Here is a 20,091-nt window from a genome sequence, read left to right on the forward strand (position 1 = left end):
CCATGCAATTTATGTAATTTTTATGGCATTAGTTCATATTGGGATCAGCAGGGTAGTTGGCAAACATTTTGAACTTTCCACCCAGACTCTCCAGTATGTCTTTCCACAATAAGCTTTCGTCCACATCAAAAACACGACTGGCAGAGATGCCTTTGCAGACAATCCAGGATTTGGCTTCTAATTCTTCTTCCAACTGTCCAGCCGCCCAGCCAGAATAGCCAAGTATAAATCTATAATTGCTAGGATTGATTTGTTTGAGGTCGATCATGGATAACAGCTGATCATAGTCGCCACCCCAGTAAATGCCGCCGCCCACTGGTTTGCCAGTAGGCATAGACTCAGGATCGCGATGGATAAAGTGCAGCGTGTCTTGCTGCACTGGCCCACCAATGAACAACTTTTCTTTAAAATCTGAGATTTGTTCAACCACCTCTTCAACTAGCGCATTGGATGGTTTATTCAAAACATAGCCAAAAGTCCCATTTTCGTCGTGCTCGCATATAAGCACAACGGTACGTTCAAAATTCGGGTCTGGCAGATAAGGTTCGGAGATCAGTACATCTCCTTTTTCAGGGTTGAATTTCTGTTTTGAATGAAAGTAATCCATAGGCTCATTTTTAATGTAATCGTGGAGACAGTGGCATGGCTTCCATAATTTTGCCCTCTATCTCGTTCATTTCTTTTACTCTTTTATATACATCATCTTCGTCAAAATAGATCAAGGCCATTTTCACAAACACCTCGCCATGCTTGGCTTCAGAAGCCCATAGGTCTTGATAAAATTCTTTGAGCTTACCTGATGGTAAATTTTCATATACCAATCGAAAACGCTCAGCTCCTCTGTTTTCCACAATGGAAGCCAGGAGCAAACGATCCATAAACCTTTCTTCACGCCCACTTCTACACGACTGAATTAATTGCTTGACGTATTTGTCTTCGCGGATTTCGTGATTCAGTTTGATGCCTTTTTCTTGCATAATTTGATAGACTGAGCGAAAATGCTCCAGTTCTTCCACTGCTGTATCAATGAGTTCAGGGATAATCTCCAAACGGTCAGGAAATTTGGCAACAAAGCTCATGGCCATAGAAGAGGCTTTGCGTTCGCAGTCGGCATGGTCTTGCAAAAAAGAATCGAAATCGTTCATCACAGTTTCAACCCATTCGGGTGAACTGTCGTAGCAAAGGGGAACTCGTAGCTGCATATTTTAAGTTAATGAATTAAGTTTAAAGTCGAAAGTTTCAAGTTTAACATCTAAAGTCTAAAATCTATCATCTAAAGTCGAACATTTAGTCATATTTGTAACACATACGATAAATATTAACTGTAAGAATGGCGAAAGAATTTTTACCCGGGATGAGAAAGGATTATGGAAAGGACTCTTTGACGAAGGAGAGTGTGCACCCAGACCCCATGATGCAATTTGAAGAGTGGTTTAAAGCTGCGATGAAGTCTGATGGTGACGAAGCCAATGTGCTGACACTATCCACCTTAGGTGAAGACCAAATCCCGGAAGGACGAATTGTTTTGCTCAAATTCTATGCTGAGGATGGCTTTACTTTCTATACCAATTATAGTAGCAACAAAGCCAGGCAACTCGAAAGACACCCTTATGCTTCAATGACCTTTCATTGGAAATCGCAAGAGCGCCAGGTCAGAATCAAAGGCAGTATTTCTAAAGTACCTACAGAAATATCTGACGCCTATTTCAACGAAAGACCACTTGGTAGCCGAATAGGTGCTTGGGCGTCACCCCAAAGTCAGGAAATCCCAGATCGTGAATTTTTGGATGATCGGGTAGAAGAGATTCAGGAGAAGTTTGAAAACCAAAATAACATTCCTCGCCCAGATTTTTGGGGAGGCTATTTACTCACACCTGTGAAAATAGAATTTTGGCAAGGGCGCCCCAGCCGCTTGCATGATCGAATTGTGTATGATTTGGTGGATGGTCAATGGGCGACTAAAAGATTGGCACCTTAAGTTTTGTCCAATATTTACCTTGAACGATACGCTTATCAACAGACCTATGTCAATCCTGTTGAGTATGGTCAGCCAGACGTGATTGTAGTACTGCCGTGCCACAATGAGCCAGATTTGCTAACTTCGCTAAACGCTCTTGAAACTTGTGATTCACCAAATGGACGAGTATCCATATTGGTGGTGATCAATGCCTCAGCCGTTAGCCTGACAGAGATCAAAGCCCATAATCAACAGACGCTAAAAGACTGCCAAACCTGGTTGTCCAAATCCCCTAAGAAATACAACTATCATTTCATATTACAAAACGAACTGCCTAAGAAACACGCAGGAGTAGGGCTGGCGCGTAAGATCGGAATGGACGAAGCGGTTCGAATGTTTGAAGTGCAGCAGAAGGATGGAGTGATTCTATGTTTTGATGCCGACAGTATATGTGAGCCTAATCTATTGGTGGAAGTAGAAAAGCTTTTCAACAATCACCCCAAAGCCCCTGGCTGCTCCATCCATTTTGAGCATCCATTGGAAGGTGATCTGACACCAGAGGTCTATGAAGGCATACTCAATTACGAACTGCATCTTCGTTACTATGTCGACGGACTGAAATATGCTGGTTTTCCCCATGCCTTCCAAACTATTGGCTCAAGCATGGCCGTGCGATCATCCGCTTATCAGAAACAAGGCGGAATGAATCGCAGGAAAGCAGGAGAGGACTTTTACTTCTTGCATAAGATTATCCCTTTGGGAAACTTCAAAGAACTGAACACAACCAAAGTCATCCCGTCCCCACGACGATCAGATCGCGTGCCATTCGGTACAGGACGCGCTATAGGTACTTGGCTGGATGAATCCAAATCTGAGTTACTGAGCTACGATTCACGGATCTTCGAGGAACTCAAAGTATTTTTTTCAGGAGTAGATCAGTTATATCAAACGACAGCGCCAGAAATCCAATGGAGTAATTTTCCCCAATCCATCCAGCAGTTTGTTTTACAAGAAGAATTCATCGCTCAAATCAACGAATTTAATTCTCAAGCCAATTCGTTAACCACCTTCCAAAAACGCTTTTATCAATGGTTTGATGGCTTCAAAGCCTTAAAATTTGTTCATTTCGCAAGAGATACGTTTTATCCAAACGTGCCTATTGCTGACGGGGTGGACTGGTTGTTCGCCACCTTTGGAATAGATTCCAAGTCCTGGCATTTGAGAAGGAAGTTGGAGGAGTTGAGAAGGGTTAATCAAAGGGAGTCTTAAACAGGATGCTAGGACTAAGTGGAGGAAATGTTCTGCTATTTCACCATGGTATTATCGTCTCATTTATTCCGCATGCCATTATACCAAGTTTAGTTTATCAAAACATAATTTAAGACCCCATCACATCCAGAACAGTCACATAAAAGTTTGGATCCACTTTGATTGTGGTAACGTCAGACGCATCAAGGAACTGCCAATCTGTTTTGGGTTCTAGCCATTTTTCTTCTTTGCCTATTAATACTTTTAGTGGCAGATCAAAGCCTTCAACAACACCAGACCAGCGATAACCAATCTGATTTTCTCGGATTACATATTCAAAAGTTGGCAAACTGCTATTTCTCAAGTATTGATTAAATACAAATTGAAAATCCCGTCCCGCTTGTTCACTGATGTAGTTTTCAATTTGTTGAGTAGTCACCGTTTGATGATAGAAGGTTTTATTTAGCCCTCGTAATATACCTCTCCATTTTTCGTCGTCATTGATTGCTTGCCTCAAGGTGTGCAAAATATTACTCCCTTTTGAATACACATTTCCATGATCATCTGAATTCACACCATAGTCACCAATGATGGGTTTAATATTTTTAATACCCGCTCTTTGTCCTTTGATATAGGCTGCACCAGCTTCTTTGCCAAAGAAATATTCAGTATACAATCCTTCAGAATAGCAGGTAAAACTTTCGTGAATCCACATATCTGCCATGTCTTTATAGGTGATATTGTTGGCAAACCATTCATGTCCTGTTTCATGAGTGATGATATAATCCCATTTCAATCCCCAGCCTGTGCCAGACAAGTCCGTGCCACGATAGCCATACTGGTAGCCATTACCATAGGTGACAGAACTTTGATGTTCCATTCCTAAATAAGGTGCTTCCACGAGCTTATAACCATCCTCATAGAAAGGGTATGGTCCGAACCAGTGCTCTAAGGCTTCCAATGTTTTAGGTGCTAGCTTAAAATGCTTTTTGGCTTTTTTGAGATTATCTCTAAGTACATAGTAGTCCATATCTAGTTCGCCATTTTCGCCATCATATTTTTCACTGAAAGACACATAATCACCAATATTGATATTCACTCCATAGTTGTTAATGGGATTGTTCACGAACCAGTGATAAGTTTTGGTTCCATCCTTGTTGTCTTCCACTCCGCGAGAGCTGCCGTTAGATACATTTATCAGATGTTTGGGAACTGTAATGCTCATGAGCATGCTGTCCACCTCGTCGTACATGTGATCTTTGCAGGGCCACCACAAGCTGGCGCCAATGCCCTGACAGGAGGAAGCCACAAAGTCATTGCCATTGTCATCTTTTACCCAAGTAATTCCACCATCCCATGGGGCATTTTCGGCTTCTAATGGCTGACCACTATAGGAAAGCATCAGACTATAAATACTCCCAATCTTTTGTCTATCTCTGAGTGTGATGAAGTGTGCTGGACCTTCTTTGATGAATTCAAGGGTTTGACCGTTTTGCGTAGCACTGTTGAGCACCATGGGTTCTTGCAGGTCAATTTGGATGACTTGATTTTCAGTCAAAACTTTATAATCCACTCTGTTCGTTCCAGAGATTGTTTTAGTTGCAGGGTCTACACCAATATCTAAATGATAATAAGTCAAATCCCACCATTCACGTTCGGGTGTGATGGATCCTCTCAAGCTGTCCAGTCTTGTGTATTTAGGGTCATGAGATATATCTTCTTTCGAAGAATGTAAAATCACGAATGATGACAACGTGGTGAAGAGAATGATAGCCGCTCGTTTCATAAAGTAATTCTTATTTCGAAAGTAAAACTAGATAGAATTGTTTGGGGGAAAGTCATATATATGATGAATGATTTCAATGAACATTTTTTCTGTTTAGGTGGAACAATGAATGGATAATTGGTTTGAAAAAACATCGTTTCTCATTCGTAAATTTTGATAACTTTGGATTCAATTATATCTAATAAAATCAAGCCTAACATTATAAAGTAACCAGATCACATGCCAGCTATTAAAATCAATGGTGCAGAAATTTACTACGAAATTTATGGAATAGGTCCAGAGACCATTGTCTTCAGTCATGGCCTGCTCATGAGTGGTAAGATGTTCAAGGCACAAGTGGATTATTTTAAAGCGCGCTATCGTTGTGTGATTTATGATCATAGAGGGCAAGGCAGGAGCGAGGTGACTGAGGACGGCTATGACATAGAGGGTCTGACCTCAGATGCGATTGGACTGATCAAAGAACTTAACCTTGGGCCTTGTCATATGGTTGGACTTTCAATGGGCGGATTTGTGACTATGCGATTGGCGGCTCGTCATCGTGAGCTGCTCAAATCCATTATTTTGATCGAGACTTCTGCTGAAGTAGAGCCCAACAAGTTTAAGTATAACGTACTCAATACAATTGTCAAATTGTTTGGCGTAAAGGCTGTTATCAACAAAGTCATGCCGATTATGTTTGGTCAAACTTTCTTGAACGATCCCAATCGTCAGGACGAAGTGAACTATTGGAGAGGGGAGATTCTGAACAATCAAAAGACCATTACTAAATCGGTCACTGGAGTAATCCAAAGAGACGCCGTAAGTAAGGAATTAGGAAAAGTTTCAGTGCCAACATTAGTAATAGCAGGAGATGAAGATGTAGCCACTACTTTAGAGAAAGCTAGAAATATCAAACTCAAAATTCCCCAAGCACATCTAGCTGTCATCAAACGAGCGGGTCATTCATCCACCATAGAAGAGCCCCGTCAAGTCATTGAAGCCATAGAGGTATTCTTGAATGGTGTGCATTGATCGTTTACCATAAATATTTGTCCTTTCAAACGTATGTGAGAAATCTTGTTATCCACAGGAAGAAAAGTTTAGATTTCTCCACGTGTAGAAATTGACCAAAAAGGACGATTGTTCTCTACTTCCCTGGTGGCGTAATCATAATATGTGCGGCATGTGTCCCTGGAAACATCAACCAGGGTCCACCTGGTACCATGGGTTTCAAAGGTAAGCCACTAGTCTCCTGAGTGGCCCATGGCGTATAAACCACATATCTGAGATTGGCATTTTCGACTAGGCCTGTTTCTGTATTGTAGACGGCTTCTTTTCCGTACAATACATGTAGTGTTGCTGGCTTCTTTGGCATTAGGAGTGTACCAGCTTTGGCTTCAGCCTCGCGGATGTCAGATATTTCTTGTCTGGACTTACCTTCCGCCTTCAAAGCTCTTCCTCTGGCCATAAAGTCTGCCAGGCTCGAATGATAGCAGGCAGCGTTAAAACCAGCTTTGTTGGGATCGTCAGCCAGACATATCAATTGATTGGTGCCTTTTCTAAGCTCAACCAATTGTCCGCCCATGTTGTAGCCAAGAACTGTGGCTTCTGCTCTTTGTTCTTCTGGGCCAGCTTGTACTGCAGCTGCGATTTGATCTTCTGCTGAAGGAACTTGAGCAAAACCTGGGAGCGCAAGAAATAGAAGGAGTGAAAGTGGAGATAGAGTTTTCATGATTAGAATCGTTGTTTAATTACAGGAAATGTAGATAAAAATAATTTGTCATATTTTGTATTATCATAGAACCTACATACTTTACAGTATAATTTATTCTAATATAGTACAATGAAACAAGGTAAAATTAAGTTCTTCAACGAGTCCAAAGGATATGGGTTTGTCGTTGACGATGAAGATTCAAAAGAGTATTTCTTACACATTTCTGGTTTAGTAGACCAAGTGAAAGAGGGAGATGCGGTGACGTTTGATTTAAAAGAAGGTAAAAAAGGCTTGAATGCGGTTGACGTAAAACAAGCTTAAATTATATCTCATTTTTATTAAAGGTATTGAGTCCCGTCCTGATACAATCAGGCGGGATTTTTTGTTAATCACTATTCTATATTGGTTGATAATCAGCAGGTTTTGAAAGAATTCTATTTCTATTTATCGCGTGACTAAACTTCATTGAATTAAAGAATTTGTAATACATCATGCGCATGAATTCCTTTTTATCTACTCCTCCAGCCCTAAAGGCTCTTCCATGACCCAGCCAAATGGCATGAATTGTCCCAAAGAACAGTATACTATAGCCTGCAATGCTAAAGGCCCTGCTGTAAAAAGACTTTTTTTCAAAAATTTGGTGTAACCTTTCATTTTGAAACTTAATATGGTGGGCTTCATCAATAAGTATATCTCTACAAATGGATTTAAGTAATTTGCAATTGGTTGCGTCATGAAGTGCCTGGTAAAAAATTTGAGCTGCGCTTTCAACAATTATTACTGAAATTGTCCAAAGCTCCATGCTCGTGTTGAAATATCTTATTTTTCGAAATAGCGTATCGCCCCAATCCTTTTTCAGTTTCTTTTCTCCTATCAACTCGATGTAATTCCCCAAGTTTCGACCATGTTTTTGCTCTTCCTTAATGAAGAGCTTCACTGCGTAAGGATAGTCTTTGTCCTTAATGTTTTTTGAGTATTTATTTGCCGCTGCCAGTAAATGTTTGCCATCACTTGTTTCACCTAATTGCCAGGCTTTCAACGAATAAATGATTTTGTCTTTTTCTTGACTACTCAGTGTAGGGTTTTGACTCCAATCTACTCGATTCAAGGTGAGGTTATGCTTGAAATGGTTTCGCCAGAATTTTGAGCTATGTATCATAATTAATTAAAGAGTTGATTTGGAATTGCGAACGGAATGAAAATCATTGAGATGGGTTTGTTAACAAAAATTAAGAACAAACTTTGACGTTCCTTTTATGCAGTCTTGTTAGATAATATCTGCTTTAATGGAGTTTAATATATTTATCACTAGTTTAGCCACACTGAAAGTTAAATGAGAATATACATCTCCATACCTTCTTCTAATCAAATGCCCTGGGTGCTCATTCCAGGGTTGTAGCTATTTATATCCGTCATTCGCCGATTTGTCCGGCGAATCTGTAGGCCAAGGCCTCAGTTGCTAATCGAAAGGATGCTCTGGATACACCAGAGCATGACGATTCCTATTATTTTAAATAAAAACATCAAAGAATGAATAATATCATCGTATTAGGTGGTGGCATGGTGGGAAGCGCCATGGCCATTGACCTGGCTAAAAACCATAAAGTCACTGTTGCAGATTTCAACCCATCAGCATTGGACAAACTTAAAACCAAAGCACTCAAGATCGAAGTCACTCAGCTGGACGTTACCAAGGAAAACGAACTCAAAAACCTGCTCTCACCATTTGATTTGGTAGTCTGTGCTGTGCCTGGTTTTCTGGGTTATCAAACGCTCAAATGGATCATTGAAACTAAAAAGGATGTAGTAGATATCTCTTTCTTTCCCGAAGATGCACTGGCACTCAAAGAATTGGCGCAAGCCATGGGTGTAACGGCTATTGTAGACTGTGGAGTGGCACCTGGTATGAGCAATCTCGTGTTGGGTTATCACAATGAGACCATGAAAATCGAAAACTTCGAATGCCTGGTAGGTGGATTGCCCAAGGTGAAAAAGTGGCCGTTTGCCTACAAAGCACCCTTCTCACCCATAGACGTCATAGAAGAATACACACGTCCAGCAAGATATGTAGAGAACAGTCATATCCTAACAAAGCCAGCTTTGTCAGATGTAGCGCAGGAAGAATTTGAGGGAGTAGGCACGTTAGAGTCTTTCAATTCTGATGGTCTTCGTTCTTTACTTTTCACCATGGGGCATATTCCCAATATGATTGAAAAGACCTTGCGGTATCCGGGACACGTGGAGTATATACAAGTCCTGAAGTCGAGTGGCTTTTTTGATGAGCAACCAATTGACATAAAAGGCACTGCTGTGAGTCCTTTGGATTTTACCTGCAAGGTGTTGTTTGACGAATGGAAACTTGGGGAAACTGAAGAGGAGATCACAGTGATGCGGATAACTGTGTCTGGTAAAAATGAGTCAGGTGATCAGGAAACAATTATTTATCACTTGCATGATGCCTATGATCCTGCAACACAAACTTCGTCTATGGCCAGAACCACAGGCTATACAGCTACAGCTGCAGTGAATCTATTGTTAGAAAATAGATTCAGTGAAAAGGGAGTCTTTCCACCAGAGTTGGTGAGTAATCATGAAGGCTGCTTCGATTTTGTTTTACAATACTTGAGTGAACGAGGAGTGGTCTATCGAAAGGAGACTATATTGGGATAATTTTCTTGAATGTGAGAATCTTATAGGCAATTGATAGCGCAGGGCTATTTATTGCCTACCTTTGCGTCTTATCATAAGATTTTCAGATTGAATACTTTTTCAGAACTCGGGCTCGAACCACGTTTGGTAGACGCGCTCACCGATTTAGGCATTGTTAAACCCACACAGATTCAGCAAGAAGCCATTCCTATTTTACTAGAATCTATGCAGGATTTTATTGGTTTGGCACAAACGGGAACTGGAAAGACCGCGGCCTTTGGATTGCCATTGCTGCAAGCAGTAAATGAAGATTCCAATACTTGTCAGGCAGTTGTACTTGCACCTACAAGAGAATTGGCTCAGCAGATTGCAGAGCAACTCAAGAATTTTTCTAAAAACAAGCCCAAACTTAAAGTAGAGGTTGTTTTTGGAGGAGCAGCTATTACCAATCAGATAAAGGCCTTGAAAGCGAAACCACAAGTGGTGGTGGCTACACCTGGTCGATTGGTAGATTTGATTAACCGAAAGGTGATTAGTATGAAGGCACTTGATTATGTGGTGCTGGATGAGGCAGATGAGATGCTAAACATGGGGTTCAAAGAAGAGCTCAATAAGATATTGGCAGACACTCCAGCAGAAAAAACAACTTGGTTGTTTTCAGCTACCATGCCATCGGCAATCAAAAGTATTGTTAATGCCTATATGAACAATCCGAAAGAAGTTTCGGTAAAGAGTGGGGTAGAGGTAAATAAGGACATTTCTCACCAATATTTAGTGGTGAAAATGAGTGACAAACTTGAAGCCATCAAGAGAGTATTGGATGTGAATCCAAATTTTTATGGTGTTATGTTTTGTAGAACCAAGATTGATACGCAGAACTTGGCGGATGACATCAGTAGAGCGGGTTATAGAGCAGAAGCCTTACATGGTGATCTAACACAGAAACAACGAGATTCTGTGATGAAAAAATTCAAGGACGGTACGTTATCAATGCTTGTGGCTACGGACGTGGCAGCTCGTGGTATTGATGTCAATGACGTCACCCATGTGATTCATCACAGATTGCCAGACGAATTAGAATTCTACACGCACAGAAGTGGTAGAACAGCTAGAGCGGGCAAAAAAGGAATTTCTATTGCTTTGGTGAGCAAAGGAGAAGTTCGTCGAATTGGTGAAATCGAAAGAAGGCTCAAAATCAAATTTGAAAAGGAATTGATACCTACAGCTGATGAAGTGATGTCTTCTCGTATGGACAATTCACTGAAGTTGATTGCTGATTACGAAATCAAGAAGGAATTGCCAGCTGATCTAAAACAGCAGGCACAAGAAATGTTTGCCACTTTATCCAAAGAGGAATTGGTTGACAAATTATTAGCACTGGAGCTATCCAAAGTAAGCATTTCTAATAGTGGCGACTTGAATCAAACCGAAAACAGTCGATCCAAAGAGGGAAGGGATCGCGAACGTAGTTCGGGTTCTCATGAACGGCTTTTCATCAATATTGGTAAAATCGATGACATCTCAAATGCTGAATTGTTGCACATGATATGTGACATATCAGGCGCTAAAAAGGAGCAGGTAGGCAAAATAGAACTTCAACAGAAGAGAGCCTATTTCGAAGTAGTAAAAGATATCGCCAGTGACGTGATGGGCAAATTCAAAGGTTTTGAGTTTGAAGGACGAGAGCTCAGGGTGAATATTGATGATAGTGAACCAAAATCTGGACGATCAAGTCAAAGAGGCTACCAAGATAGAAAGCGTCGTAGTGGCCGGAAGCCTTCCAGTTCGGGTAGGTCAGGTAGTGGACGACAGGGTAGATCAGGTGGTGGTCGCAGACGATAGCTCCAATATTCAGGTCAGAATTTGCTAACTTGTTGCATGCAACGGTTTAATTAGTCGTTAATTGAACAATTAGGACATTGACTTGAAATATTTCAATATTTATTTCAGTTTCTGTTTGATAGGACGGGTTTTAACATGTATATTTAAAGTCCATCTGTATTATTTTATTATAACGTGTTGAAGATTATCTTCAAAATTTTAAAATAATGCAACCCAACATCCAAAAAGAGCCATCCCTCGACCATGAGGCTCAATTAAAAAGTGTGGATTCCATGCTCAAATATGCTATGGACTCACGCGTGAGCAGTGTCAAAGATTCTATTGATTTGACCATCCAGGCTCAAGCGAAGTGTCAAGCTTTGGATTACTCAGAAGGTTTGGCACAATGCGCTTGCCAGTTGGGGCTTTTTTATATGATTATGGGAGATCATATAGCTGCACTTGAGTATTCTGAAGAAGCACTTACCGCATACACTGAGCAGGGAGATAAGCAGGGAATGGCAGATGCACTGTACAACATTGGCAGCATTGAGTACAAATCCACACAATATCATAAAGGACTTGAGCACTTATACGAGTGCCTGCGATTACAAAATGAAATTGACGATATCATTGGTCAATCTAAGTCTCTAAAGGCGATAGGTTACATCTATGAGGCTTTCAATGAATATGAAAAGGCACTGGAGACTTATGTGAAATGCAGGGAGCTGAGTCACCTCATAGATGACAAAAACGGAGAGTCTAATGCATGTAATCCTCTTTCTGGCCTTTATTTGAAAGTTGGTGATTATAAAAATGCACTTGAAGCCATCAACACAAGTATCAATTTAAAAAAAGAAACTGGGGATAAAAGAGGTTTGGCATTTGCCTGGTATGGAAAAGGTAAAATTCATTTGCATTTAAAGGAGTATGAGGAATCCAAAGAGCTATTTAGCAAGAGCTTGAAGATTCATACTGAAGTTGGTGAGAAAATGGGTTGTGGAATGAGCTTGAGCAAGCTAGGCCACGTGTGTTTAGCAAATAATAATTATAAAGAAGCCAAGGACTATTTTAATCAAGCAATAGCTGTAGGGGAAGAAATTGATAATAAGCAGATTATGTATAAAGCTTATTTCGAGCTTTTTAATATGGCTATGATTGAAAATAACGAATCCGAAGCATTAGCCTATCATATTAAATACCACAATTACAAAGAACAAGTCATTAACTCTGAGACCAAGAGTAAAATAAAAAGCCTTGAGTCTATGTGGAAAATGGAGTCTCTTGAATCTGAAGCCAGAATCCAGAGAGAAAACAATTTGATAGTAGAAAAAAAGAATGAAGAACTTGATAAATTTTCATCAAGAGTTTCTCACGATCTTCGGGGACCTATTTCTTCCTTGATGGGATTGTATGACGTGGTTAAGTCTGAAATTGAGGATGAGGCAGCGCTGAAATACTTTGAGCTTTACCATCACAGAATCACACGAATTAATCAGACCATTATCGACCTGTTGGAGCTATCTAAAGTCAAAGATTGGCAACTGTCCAAAACAAATATTGATTTTGATGAAATGGTGGCTGACTGTATAGAGTCATTCAGCTATTTGCCAGGTTTTGATAAAATAGTCTTTGAAATAGAGATTGAAAAAGAGCTGAAAATCGAATCTGACAGAAGCTTGATGAATACAATTATTCAAAATTTAATTGAAAATAGTATTAAGTATTCTCGTCAGGATATAGATAATCCGTTTGTGAAAATATATATCAAGCAAACAGCTGAGGATTACATGTGTGTAATTGTTGAAGACAATGGGATTGGAATTGATTCAAAATATCAAGAAAAAGTATTTGACATGTTCTACAGAGCCAATGATGAAGTGCAGGGCTCTGGTCTGGGCATGTTTATTTTAAAATCAGCAGTTGAAAAACTGGATGGAGAAGTAAGTCTGGTCAGTGAGGTGAATAAGGGGACTAAATTTGTTATCTTACTACCTATCATAGAAAACATGAAAAAGGAATATCTCGGTATTTAGATATGAGATATTCAAGTTAGCATTTTGGATAAAAATTATTATCATGAGCAAAAAAGTAGATAAAATAGACAATCCGCTCGAAAACCTAGATGATAACAACATCACCAATGTAGACCCGACCAAAATTGGTGGGCTCGACAGAAATGTGGCTGAGGAGTTTGATGAAGGGGCACTTGAATGGACCAAAAGTAGAGGCAAGAAGAAAGATAAAAAATAGCTTTTGATTGTTTCCGCGTTAGAAACCAATATTGAGTAAATGACAACAGCGAATCGACCAGTGAGTTTTTTTGTGCTTTTTTGGGCACTCTTTAGTTTTTCGGGTATTTGCCAGACAAAAGTAGATAGCCTGCTTGTTGAATTGAATGAAGCAAGCGAGCGTGAAGGTAGAATAGAAATTTATCTGAGATTATCTTTGGAGGTGGAAGAGGCTGAAGAGTCACTCCAATATGCTAAATCAGCTTTCAGTTTGCTTCAAGATAGCGATGAGACGCTTTTGAAAGGTAAGACTTATCAATGCCTGGGGCGCGGTTATGTTAATCAACAGCAGCCAGATTCGGCAAACTATTACCTCAATCAATCACTTGCTATTTTCGATAATTTAGAAGAGGCTCAGTATAAGGCAAAATCTCTTTATTATCAGGCCATTCTATTTGAACAAAAGCACCACTTTGATTCGGCACGCTATTCCTATGTTCAGGCCATTTTACTTTCTGATTCTATCAATGACCATTCAAAATCTGCGCTATACAACCTGTATTTGGGAGGTTTGCTAAATACAAAAGGGGATAATGTAGCGGCATTAAGACATCTAAAATCTGCACATGAATATTACATTGCACCACAGAGAGTTGATAGTGCATGGATTTCCTATAACAGTTTAGCCATTGTATATGATGAAATGGGTTTGTACCCAGAAGCGCTCGGATATTACCTAAAGGCTTATGAACTCATTGAAAAAACAGATGATAAAGAGGCAAAATTGATTCTAACTAATAATCTGGGTACCATATATCATGAACTTGGAAAAATGGAAGAATCAAAAGATTTTTTCGCTCAGGCCATGGAAATGGCCAGGGCCAGCAGTCAGGGGTTAGATGAAGCCATGATACTTAATAATTTGTCAATATTATATACAGAAGAGAGAGACACACTCGGCGCATTGAAACTTATTAGAAGGGCACATTCTATTCTGATGCGAGAAGAATCGAATTGTGATTTGGCCTACTCTTACGAAGGATTGGGAGAGGTGATGACTTGGCAAAAAAAATATGATTCGGCTGATTACTATTACAATCAAGCCATGAATTGGGCCACTACTTGTGAGATGACTGGTTGCCAAACTAGTATTTATCGGAACATGGGTCTTCTGGCTCTACAGCAAAAGAATTTATCAATGGGTGTGACACTTCTGAATAAATCACTAAATCTGGGAAGAAAGGCTGGTTATTTGTCTGAAATGCAGGAAACTACCAGGGAACTTTATGAATTTTACAATTCAATTAATGATCACAAAAATGCCCTTAAATATCATTTACTGTATAGTAATTTGAAAGACTCACTGTTCAATGCTCAGTCTACTGAGAAAATTGCGAGAATGACGGCCGAGTATGACTTCAGAAGAGAGGTGGAATCTTTAGAGTATGAGAAAATGGCTGATGAGATGCGACTAAATGATGAGCTTAGGCAAAAGGAAAGTTATCAAAACAGCATTTTGATTGTGTTGGTGTTGACACTCTTACTGGCGGCTACGCTAGGGCGTTCTTATTATTTAGTTCAAAACCACAACAAAAAATTGACCGCACTCAATGAGGAGAAAAACACCCTTATGGGCGTAGTAGCCCATGATTTACGCAGTCCACTGAATAACATAAAAGGATTGATGTCATTGGTTAAAATGGAAAAATCCAGCCTTACACCAGAGCAAAGCCATTATTTTCAGCTGGTGGATGATACCATGGAGCGCATGCGCGATATGATTGATCGTGTTCTGGATGTAAGCGTAGTAGAAGACATGAAGGTCAATCTTAACCTTAAAAAAGTAGATTTAGGGCAAACAATGAATTTCGTTGCAGGTAATTTTGAACTGCTAGCTAGTAAAAAATCAATCAATATTCATAGTAGTTTGGATATTGAAACACATTTCGTTTTTGCGGACTACAATTACCTCCTGCAGGTAATCGAAAATCTTGTTTCTAATGCGATCAAATTCTCTAAGCCTCAAAAAAACATTTTTATGAACGTCTTTCAAGAAGAAGGAAATGAAACTATGATCATCAGAGATGAAGGGCCAGGTATTAGTGAGGAGGATCAGAAAAAATTGTTTACTAAGTTTCAGAAGTTGAGTGCAAAGCCCACAGACAACGAACAGTCGACTGGACTTGGACTCTCAATCGTTAAGAAATTTGTAGATGCAATGGATGCAGAGATAAGATGCGAGAGTGAAGTTGGGAAGGGAACCAGCTTCATTATTAGGTTTAAGACTGCAGTTGAGCAGGAGTTGGTTTAATCAACTATTCCTTCAGTAATTTGATTTGAAACTCAAGTGCTTCCAGTTTGGCATCTAAAGCACTTGCTTCTTCATTGCCATCAAAATGATCACTGACAAATTTTCGGGCTTTTTTTACGTCTACCAACGCTTGATCAAAGTCGTGTAATTTCGAATAATTGATCAGTACACTATAATAGTAGTTGTACACATGATTGTAATCTGCAGAGGCTGGCGGGCTTTGTTGGTATATTTTCTCTGATTCTTTGAAGTAGGTGGTAGCTTCCTCAATATTGCCATGCTTAAACTGTAATAAACCCAGTAGGTCATTGATTTCATAAGATGCTCCTATTAAATCTTTCAAAATGAGTAGTTCATCAATAACCAAAACCACCAAACTGTCAGTTTTTGGGTCGTTGGATCCTCGATCTACTCTTAATGAATCAGCTATGGTTTTTCCGAATTGAAAAGTTACATTCAATAAGTCTCCCTTAGTTTCAGCAATCAAATCTGAGCATTTCCCATCATCAAATCTGATCGCCTGATCCAGATCCTCAAACGCATTAACCAAAATGTTTGGGTTGTTGGAGATGAATTCTGAATTGTTGTTGCTGAGCATCACACCAAAATATTCTGCAACAGTTTTAGCTCTATAGTTGTATGCGCGCGGGACATCTTTACCCTTCATCAAATATTTGTTGTCCAAGGCTTGGGTGAAGCTTAATAATGCCGTTTCGTAATCTTTTTTATTATAAGCAGCCATTCCATTTTCATAGGATTGATCTTGAGCGTGAAGCGTTTGCATAGAGTAGATGCCAATAAATGAAATTAAAAAGTACAGTTTGTTGAGAATTTTCATCCTAGAATGATACGATTTGAGTTTTAAATAAGTTGTTTTGGGAAATGATGAAAGCCAGCACTTATTTGCCCGAGTCATCTATACGGGACATGTATTGTCGGAAGCGGTTTTCTATTTTATTGAGACGAAGAATCTCTTTCATCTGATCATCTCCTAATCCATTGATGAGGATGGATGTATACGCGCTACCATCCTTTGATACTTTATACGCTTCCTTAGATTTCGTTTCTTCAGTGAAATAGTATTGGCCACTCAAGATGTAATTTTTTAGATGTAATTGGCTGGTGGGCTGATCTCCAAGTGCTGAAAACTGTGCCCGCCCCTGATCAAATTCAGCCATGGCTTTATTCTTATCACCAAGGTAATAGTGTGCAAGACCTAATATGTCGTGTATTTGCCAATTGTCGACCGCAATGTTTTCTAACTCCCCAAACTGCCCAATGGCAAAATTAGCCAGATAGGTAGTAGTAGAATTAGGCTGAGTTTCATCATAAGTAAGTAATGAATCACCAATGACTTGCAGCGCGCTGGTAGATAACTCTATCAGAGTTTCTTTTGGGCCTGTAATCATTGATTTAGAGCTATTGGTTTGAAATTGTACTGCACGAACCATTTCGTGAATAGTCGTTTGAATATGTCCTTGTTTGGTAATGATATTATTAAAATCGCTATCCTCTAAATCCTTTTTTAGATAGGCTGTGCGCATCATTGCCAAATATGCATAAGCGATGGATAAATCTTTGCCAGAAACCTCATATTTTTCACCCTCCACCACTTTGGTGAAGCAAATCATGGCTTCGTGAAGGCGGTTGGCCTCAATAGCTTCAAGGCCTTTTTCAAAATTGGCAGTTTGAGCAAAACTCAGAGCGAACTGAAATAAAAGGAACAAAGTCAAAATAGCAGAGGTGGTCTTTTTCATAGCCGAAGTTGTTTTATTGAGAGGCGGCCATAGCCGATAGCTCTAATATTACAGCCGCAAAGTTCCAAATTTTATATTCCTATAGCAATGTATATTCGGATAAATGGCTGAAAATTACGGATTTACACGGATGCGGAGTAGGGGAAATTCCTATGATTATGGTGCAAAAGGAAGTTTTTTAATGTGTTCTTCGCCATAATCCGTTTCGACTGTCAATACCCCATTTTCCATTACTTTAATTTCACTTATGAGTATCTGATCATTTTTCATGAAAATAGTGTCCTGATTCTGGCCATGCCGTTTACAAGTTTAACCAGTAGGTCAGCTTTACCACAAGTGCCCGATTCTTCTCTTGAAGAACAAAGTCCTGATTGTCATCCATGGTGGCGTAGTTGTCTGTATAAACAATGAATAGATCAGACACTGGTTTGAAACGCCATTGCAACCTGGTATTGATATTGAAGTTTTCTGCCTGTGTATTGTATTGTAAAAAGGAAGTGAGAAATAGCTTCTTGGTCATAGTCAAATCAATCCTGGATCCGATCAGTACAAGATCGGCACTGTTGTAGGGTTCGGGCATGACAAGTTTGTTGTAATTGAAATTGACATTGAAAGCAGCAAAAGGTTGTAATCTATAATTCAGGCCTCCTCCCAGTCGATATCTATTTCCGTTGAAATACTCACCTGCTTGACCCACCAGACTATAGGATAGCGTACGCCTTTGGTCGGACGTGTATTCAGTCCAAATAAATCTGTAGGAATATTCACTGTCTGCTAAGAGTTGTTGGCCGTCCGTATTTGTAGGGTCGAAAGGAATGAATAAGTAAGTGTACCGTTTTCCCACTGAAACGCTGAGCTGAGATGTATTCTGAAACTGCAAATATTCATCTATAGACATTACCTGATCAGATTTTACAGTTTCACCAGAAGATGCTGTATCACCCCAGAGTGTTTCCAGGTAAAGTTGTGTTTGATGAAAATTGACAATCCCTTTTTTGGGGTAAAAGTTACGAGCAAGGATGTTTTCTATTCTGAAAAGTCCATTTCTAGGAACAAATCCAACCTCCGCATTGAAATTTTCACCAACTATTGTATGTGCCCATTCCACGCGCCATTTTCTACCCTGGTAGGCAAGCCAAAAAGCATGAGCATATTCTTCTGAATCCAGGCTGTCACTGTCCCAAGATTGCTGGTACATGGTCTTGCCAATCCATTTATTGTCAGCAGAGGCCAGGTTATAGTCAAATCCAAGCACACGATTGTAATGATCAGGATCAAAGTCAGGGTTGCCATTTGGTTCATCAAAGCTTTGCTTGTTTACAAAAATGGCACCTACGTTAGAGCGGGCGAATACCTTTCTCTGAAGGGCAGCTACAGAGTAGTTGAATCCGGGTAAATTAATATCCTCTATGGATTCTGTCTGCATGTTGAGTAGCCCAAGCCGCCAGTTGTTGTCAAGCTTTCCACTCAGTCTGGCCCCATAAAGTATTTTGTTTGGTCTCAAAACACGGTTAATTGTATCATTTACAATCCCGATTCTTCTAGAAAAGAATGTTTTGGCATAATAGGGATGGCCGAAGTCGGCAAAGAGGTCTGCGTTCTCTAAAAAGAACTGCCGTTTTTCTGGAAAGAAAAGCTCAAACCTGTCAAGATTGGTTACTTGTTGATCTACTTCTACCTGAGAGAAATCTGGATTTACAGTCAAGTCCAGGTTTAGACCTGAGCCTATAGCCACCTTTGCGTCTCCTCCAAAATTGATTTTGGAGTCAGGCTCACTTTGTTCATTGTTTTGATAATCTCTACTGACTTCTGCGGCAGTATATGGGATAATGGAAATGTTGGAGCCAGGTTTTTTAAGTGGCTGATCCCATTGCAAAATTCCTGTGAAGGCAAGAGAGTTGATGCTATAGTTTCTGGGGATCTTGTTCCAGGTTGATTGCTCACCTGCCTCACTGTCTTGTCGATAGAAATTAATATTCCATTGATCCTTGCCTTCCTTGAAGCGCAGCGACTTGAAAGGTATGGCACCTTCTGCTATCCAAAATCCAGGATACTGTTTGGCTTCTGCATACCATTTGTTATCCCATGACCAGGACGTACCCCCAAATCCACCAGCCATTAGACCTTCACGCTGAGCGCCATAGGAGTTTACTCCAAACTGAAAGGCATTTGTTTTATCTTGGAAAGTGTCAAACAGAAATGATATACCATCTATTTGATCGCCTTCATAGTCTCTGCGAAGTGAAGAAACCACATAGTTCCTATCTTCAGACTGATTATACATTTTGGCAGAAAAGTATAGAAACTGATCGTCGTAAGTGAGCCTGATTTCAGTCTTAGAATCAGCCATTGAGCTATCATTGGGGAAGTATTGATTGAAATTTTGAGCGATCTCTAATTCGTCCCAAATGGGTTCGTCTAATATTCCATCTATCCTAACTGGTGAAGATGTTTTTTGAATATGATAGATCAAATGCTGTCCATAACTCGTCAGAACAGCTGATCCCATCAGCAGTGTGAATAGTAGTTTTTTGGTCAATGTTTTGCGTTTATTCAATCTTAATGCAAAGAAAACCTACTTAGCGGCTTTTGATGCGACAATCTGGTAAACGGCAGTTTACGGGTTTTAGTCAGC

17 protein-coding genes are annotated in these 20,091 nt (G+C 39.8%); 9 read left to right on the forward strand and 8 right to left on the reverse strand.

Features of this window, described 5'->3' with window-relative positions; genetic code table 11:
* Positions 1 to 28: 28 nt before the first annotated feature.
* On the reverse strand, positions 29 to 607 hold the full coding sequence (locus tag B9A58_RS19660) for a YqgE/AlgH family protein (protein WP_084374614.1): 579 nt from the start codon (positions 605 to 607) through the stop codon (positions 29 to 31).
* Between the two features lie 10 nt (positions 608 to 617).
* Complete coding sequence (gene miaE, locus B9A58_RS19665; protein WP_084374616.1) at positions 618 to 1,202, reverse strand: MiaE family protein; 585 nt, start codon at positions 1,200 to 1,202, stop codon at positions 618 to 620.
* A gap of 128 nt (positions 1,203 to 1,330) precedes the next feature.
* On the opposite strand from miaE, the gene pdxH reads away from it, so the two are divergent.
* Together pdxH and B9A58_RS19675 are read left to right on the forward strand one after the other, a co-directional pair.
* Positions 1,331 to 1,978 carry a pyridoxamine 5'-phosphate oxidase gene (gene pdxH, locus B9A58_RS19670; RefSeq protein ID WP_084374618.1) on the forward strand — a complete coding sequence of 216 codons (648 nt, stop codon included), beginning with the start codon at positions 1,331 to 1,333 and terminating at the stop codon, positions 1,976 to 1,978.
* A gap of 3 nt (positions 1,979 to 1,981) precedes the next feature.
* On the forward strand, positions 1,982 to 3,226 hold the full coding sequence (locus B9A58_RS19675) for a glycosyltransferase family 2 protein (RefSeq protein ID WP_084374621.1): 1,245 nt from the start codon (positions 1,982 to 1,984) through the stop codon (positions 3,224 to 3,226).
* A gap of 109 nt (positions 3,227 to 3,335) precedes the next feature.
* Here the strand turns inward: B9A58_RS19675 and B9A58_RS19680 are convergent, their stop codons facing one another.
* Positions 3,336 to 4,991 carry a M1 family metallopeptidase gene (locus B9A58_RS19680; RefSeq protein WP_084374623.1) on the reverse strand — a complete coding sequence of 552 codons (1,656 nt, stop codon included), beginning with the start codon at positions 4,989 to 4,991 and terminating at the stop codon, positions 3,336 to 3,338.
* Positions 4,992 to 5,210: 219 nt separating this feature from the next.
* On the opposite strand from B9A58_RS19680, the gene B9A58_RS19685 reads away from it, so the two are divergent.
* A complete protein-coding gene (locus B9A58_RS19685; RefSeq protein WP_084374625.1) occupies positions 5,211 to 6,005 on the forward strand; it encodes an alpha/beta fold hydrolase in 795 nt (264 codons plus the stop codon).
* A gap of 115 nt (positions 6,006 to 6,120) precedes the next feature.
* Here B9A58_RS19685 and B9A58_RS19690 read toward each other — a convergent pair whose 3' ends face one another.
* On the reverse strand, positions 6,121 to 6,705 hold the full coding sequence (locus B9A58_RS19690; RefSeq protein ID WP_084374627.1) for a hypothetical protein: 585 nt from the start codon (positions 6,703 to 6,705) through the stop codon (positions 6,121 to 6,123).
* Between the two features lie 111 nt (positions 6,706 to 6,816).
* On the opposite strand from B9A58_RS19690, the gene B9A58_RS19695 reads away from it, so the two are divergent.
* Complete coding sequence (locus tag B9A58_RS19695; protein ID WP_084374630.1) at positions 6,817 to 7,008, forward strand: cold-shock protein; 192 nt, start codon at positions 6,817 to 6,819, stop codon at positions 7,006 to 7,008.
* Positions 7,009 to 7,084: 76 nt separating this feature from the next.
* Here the strand turns inward: B9A58_RS19695 and B9A58_RS19700 are convergent, their stop codons facing one another.
* Complete coding sequence (locus B9A58_RS19700; RefSeq protein WP_176214854.1) at positions 7,085 to 7,846, reverse strand: ferritin-like domain-containing protein; 762 nt, start codon at positions 7,844 to 7,846, stop codon at positions 7,085 to 7,087.
* A 371-nt stretch (positions 7,847 to 8,217) separates the two neighbouring features.
* Between B9A58_RS19700 and B9A58_RS19705 the strand changes: the two genes are divergently transcribed.
* The 5 genes from B9A58_RS19705 (at position 8,218) to B9A58_RS19720 (ending at position 15,699) form a co-directional block, all read left to right on the forward strand.
* On the forward strand, positions 8,218 to 9,357 hold the full coding sequence (locus tag B9A58_RS19705; RefSeq protein ID WP_084374633.1) for a saccharopine dehydrogenase family protein: 1,140 nt from the start codon (positions 8,218 to 8,220) through the stop codon (positions 9,355 to 9,357).
* 87 nt (positions 9,358 to 9,444) lie between these two features.
* Entirely contained in the window at positions 9,445 to 11,178 is a 1,734-nt protein-coding gene (locus tag B9A58_RS19710; RefSeq protein WP_176214855.1) for a DEAD/DEAH box helicase, read from the forward strand.
* Positions 11,179 to 11,384: 206 nt separating this feature from the next.
* Positions 11,385 to 13,193, forward strand: a complete 1,809-nt coding sequence (locus B9A58_RS19715) for a tetratricopeptide repeat-containing sensor histidine kinase (protein ID WP_084374639.1) — start codon at positions 11,385 to 11,387, stop codon at positions 13,191 to 13,193.
* Positions 13,194 to 13,236: 43 nt separating this feature from the next.
* Positions 13,237 to 13,410: a hypothetical protein gene (locus B9A58_RS20445; RefSeq protein WP_176214856.1), complete on the forward strand. Its 174-nt coding sequence runs from the start codon at positions 13,237 to 13,239 to the stop codon at positions 13,408 to 13,410.
* Between the two features lie 39 nt (positions 13,411 to 13,449).
* The gene (locus B9A58_RS19720) at positions 13,450 to 15,699 is read left to right on the forward strand and encodes an ATP-binding protein (RefSeq protein WP_084374641.1); all 2,250 of its coding nucleotides are present in this window, start codon (positions 13,450 to 13,452) and stop codon (positions 15,697 to 15,699) included.
* 4 nt (positions 15,700 to 15,703) lie between these two features.
* On the opposite strand, the gene B9A58_RS19725 is transcribed toward B9A58_RS19720, so the two are convergent.
* The 3 genes from B9A58_RS19725 to B9A58_RS19735 all read right to left on the reverse strand — a co-directional run bounded on the left by B9A58_RS19725 (position 15,704) and on the right by B9A58_RS19735 (position 19,995).
* The gene (locus B9A58_RS19725; RefSeq protein WP_084374643.1) at positions 15,704 to 16,537 is read right to left on the reverse strand and encodes a hypothetical protein; all 834 of its coding nucleotides are present in this window, start codon (positions 16,535 to 16,537) and stop codon (positions 15,704 to 15,706) included.
* A 61-nt stretch (positions 16,538 to 16,598) separates the two neighbouring features.
* The gene (locus tag B9A58_RS19730; protein ID WP_084374646.1) at positions 16,599 to 17,456 is read right to left on the reverse strand and encodes a hypothetical protein; all 858 of its coding nucleotides are present in this window, start codon (positions 17,454 to 17,456) and stop codon (positions 16,599 to 16,601) included.
* Between the two features lie 301 nt (positions 17,457 to 17,757).
* Positions 17,758 to 19,995 carry a DUF5916 domain-containing protein gene (locus tag B9A58_RS19735; RefSeq protein WP_221407887.1) on the reverse strand — a complete coding sequence of 746 codons (2,238 nt, stop codon included), beginning with the start codon at positions 19,993 to 19,995 and terminating at the stop codon, positions 17,758 to 17,760.
* Between the last annotated feature and the right edge of the window lie 96 nt (positions 19,996 to 20,091).

Origin of the sequence: Reichenbachiella faecimaris, assembly GCF_900176375.1 — a bacterium.
In the GTDB taxonomy this organism is placed as follows: domain Bacteria; phylum Bacteroidota; class Bacteroidia; order Cytophagales; family Cyclobacteriaceae; genus Reichenbachiella; species Reichenbachiella faecimaris.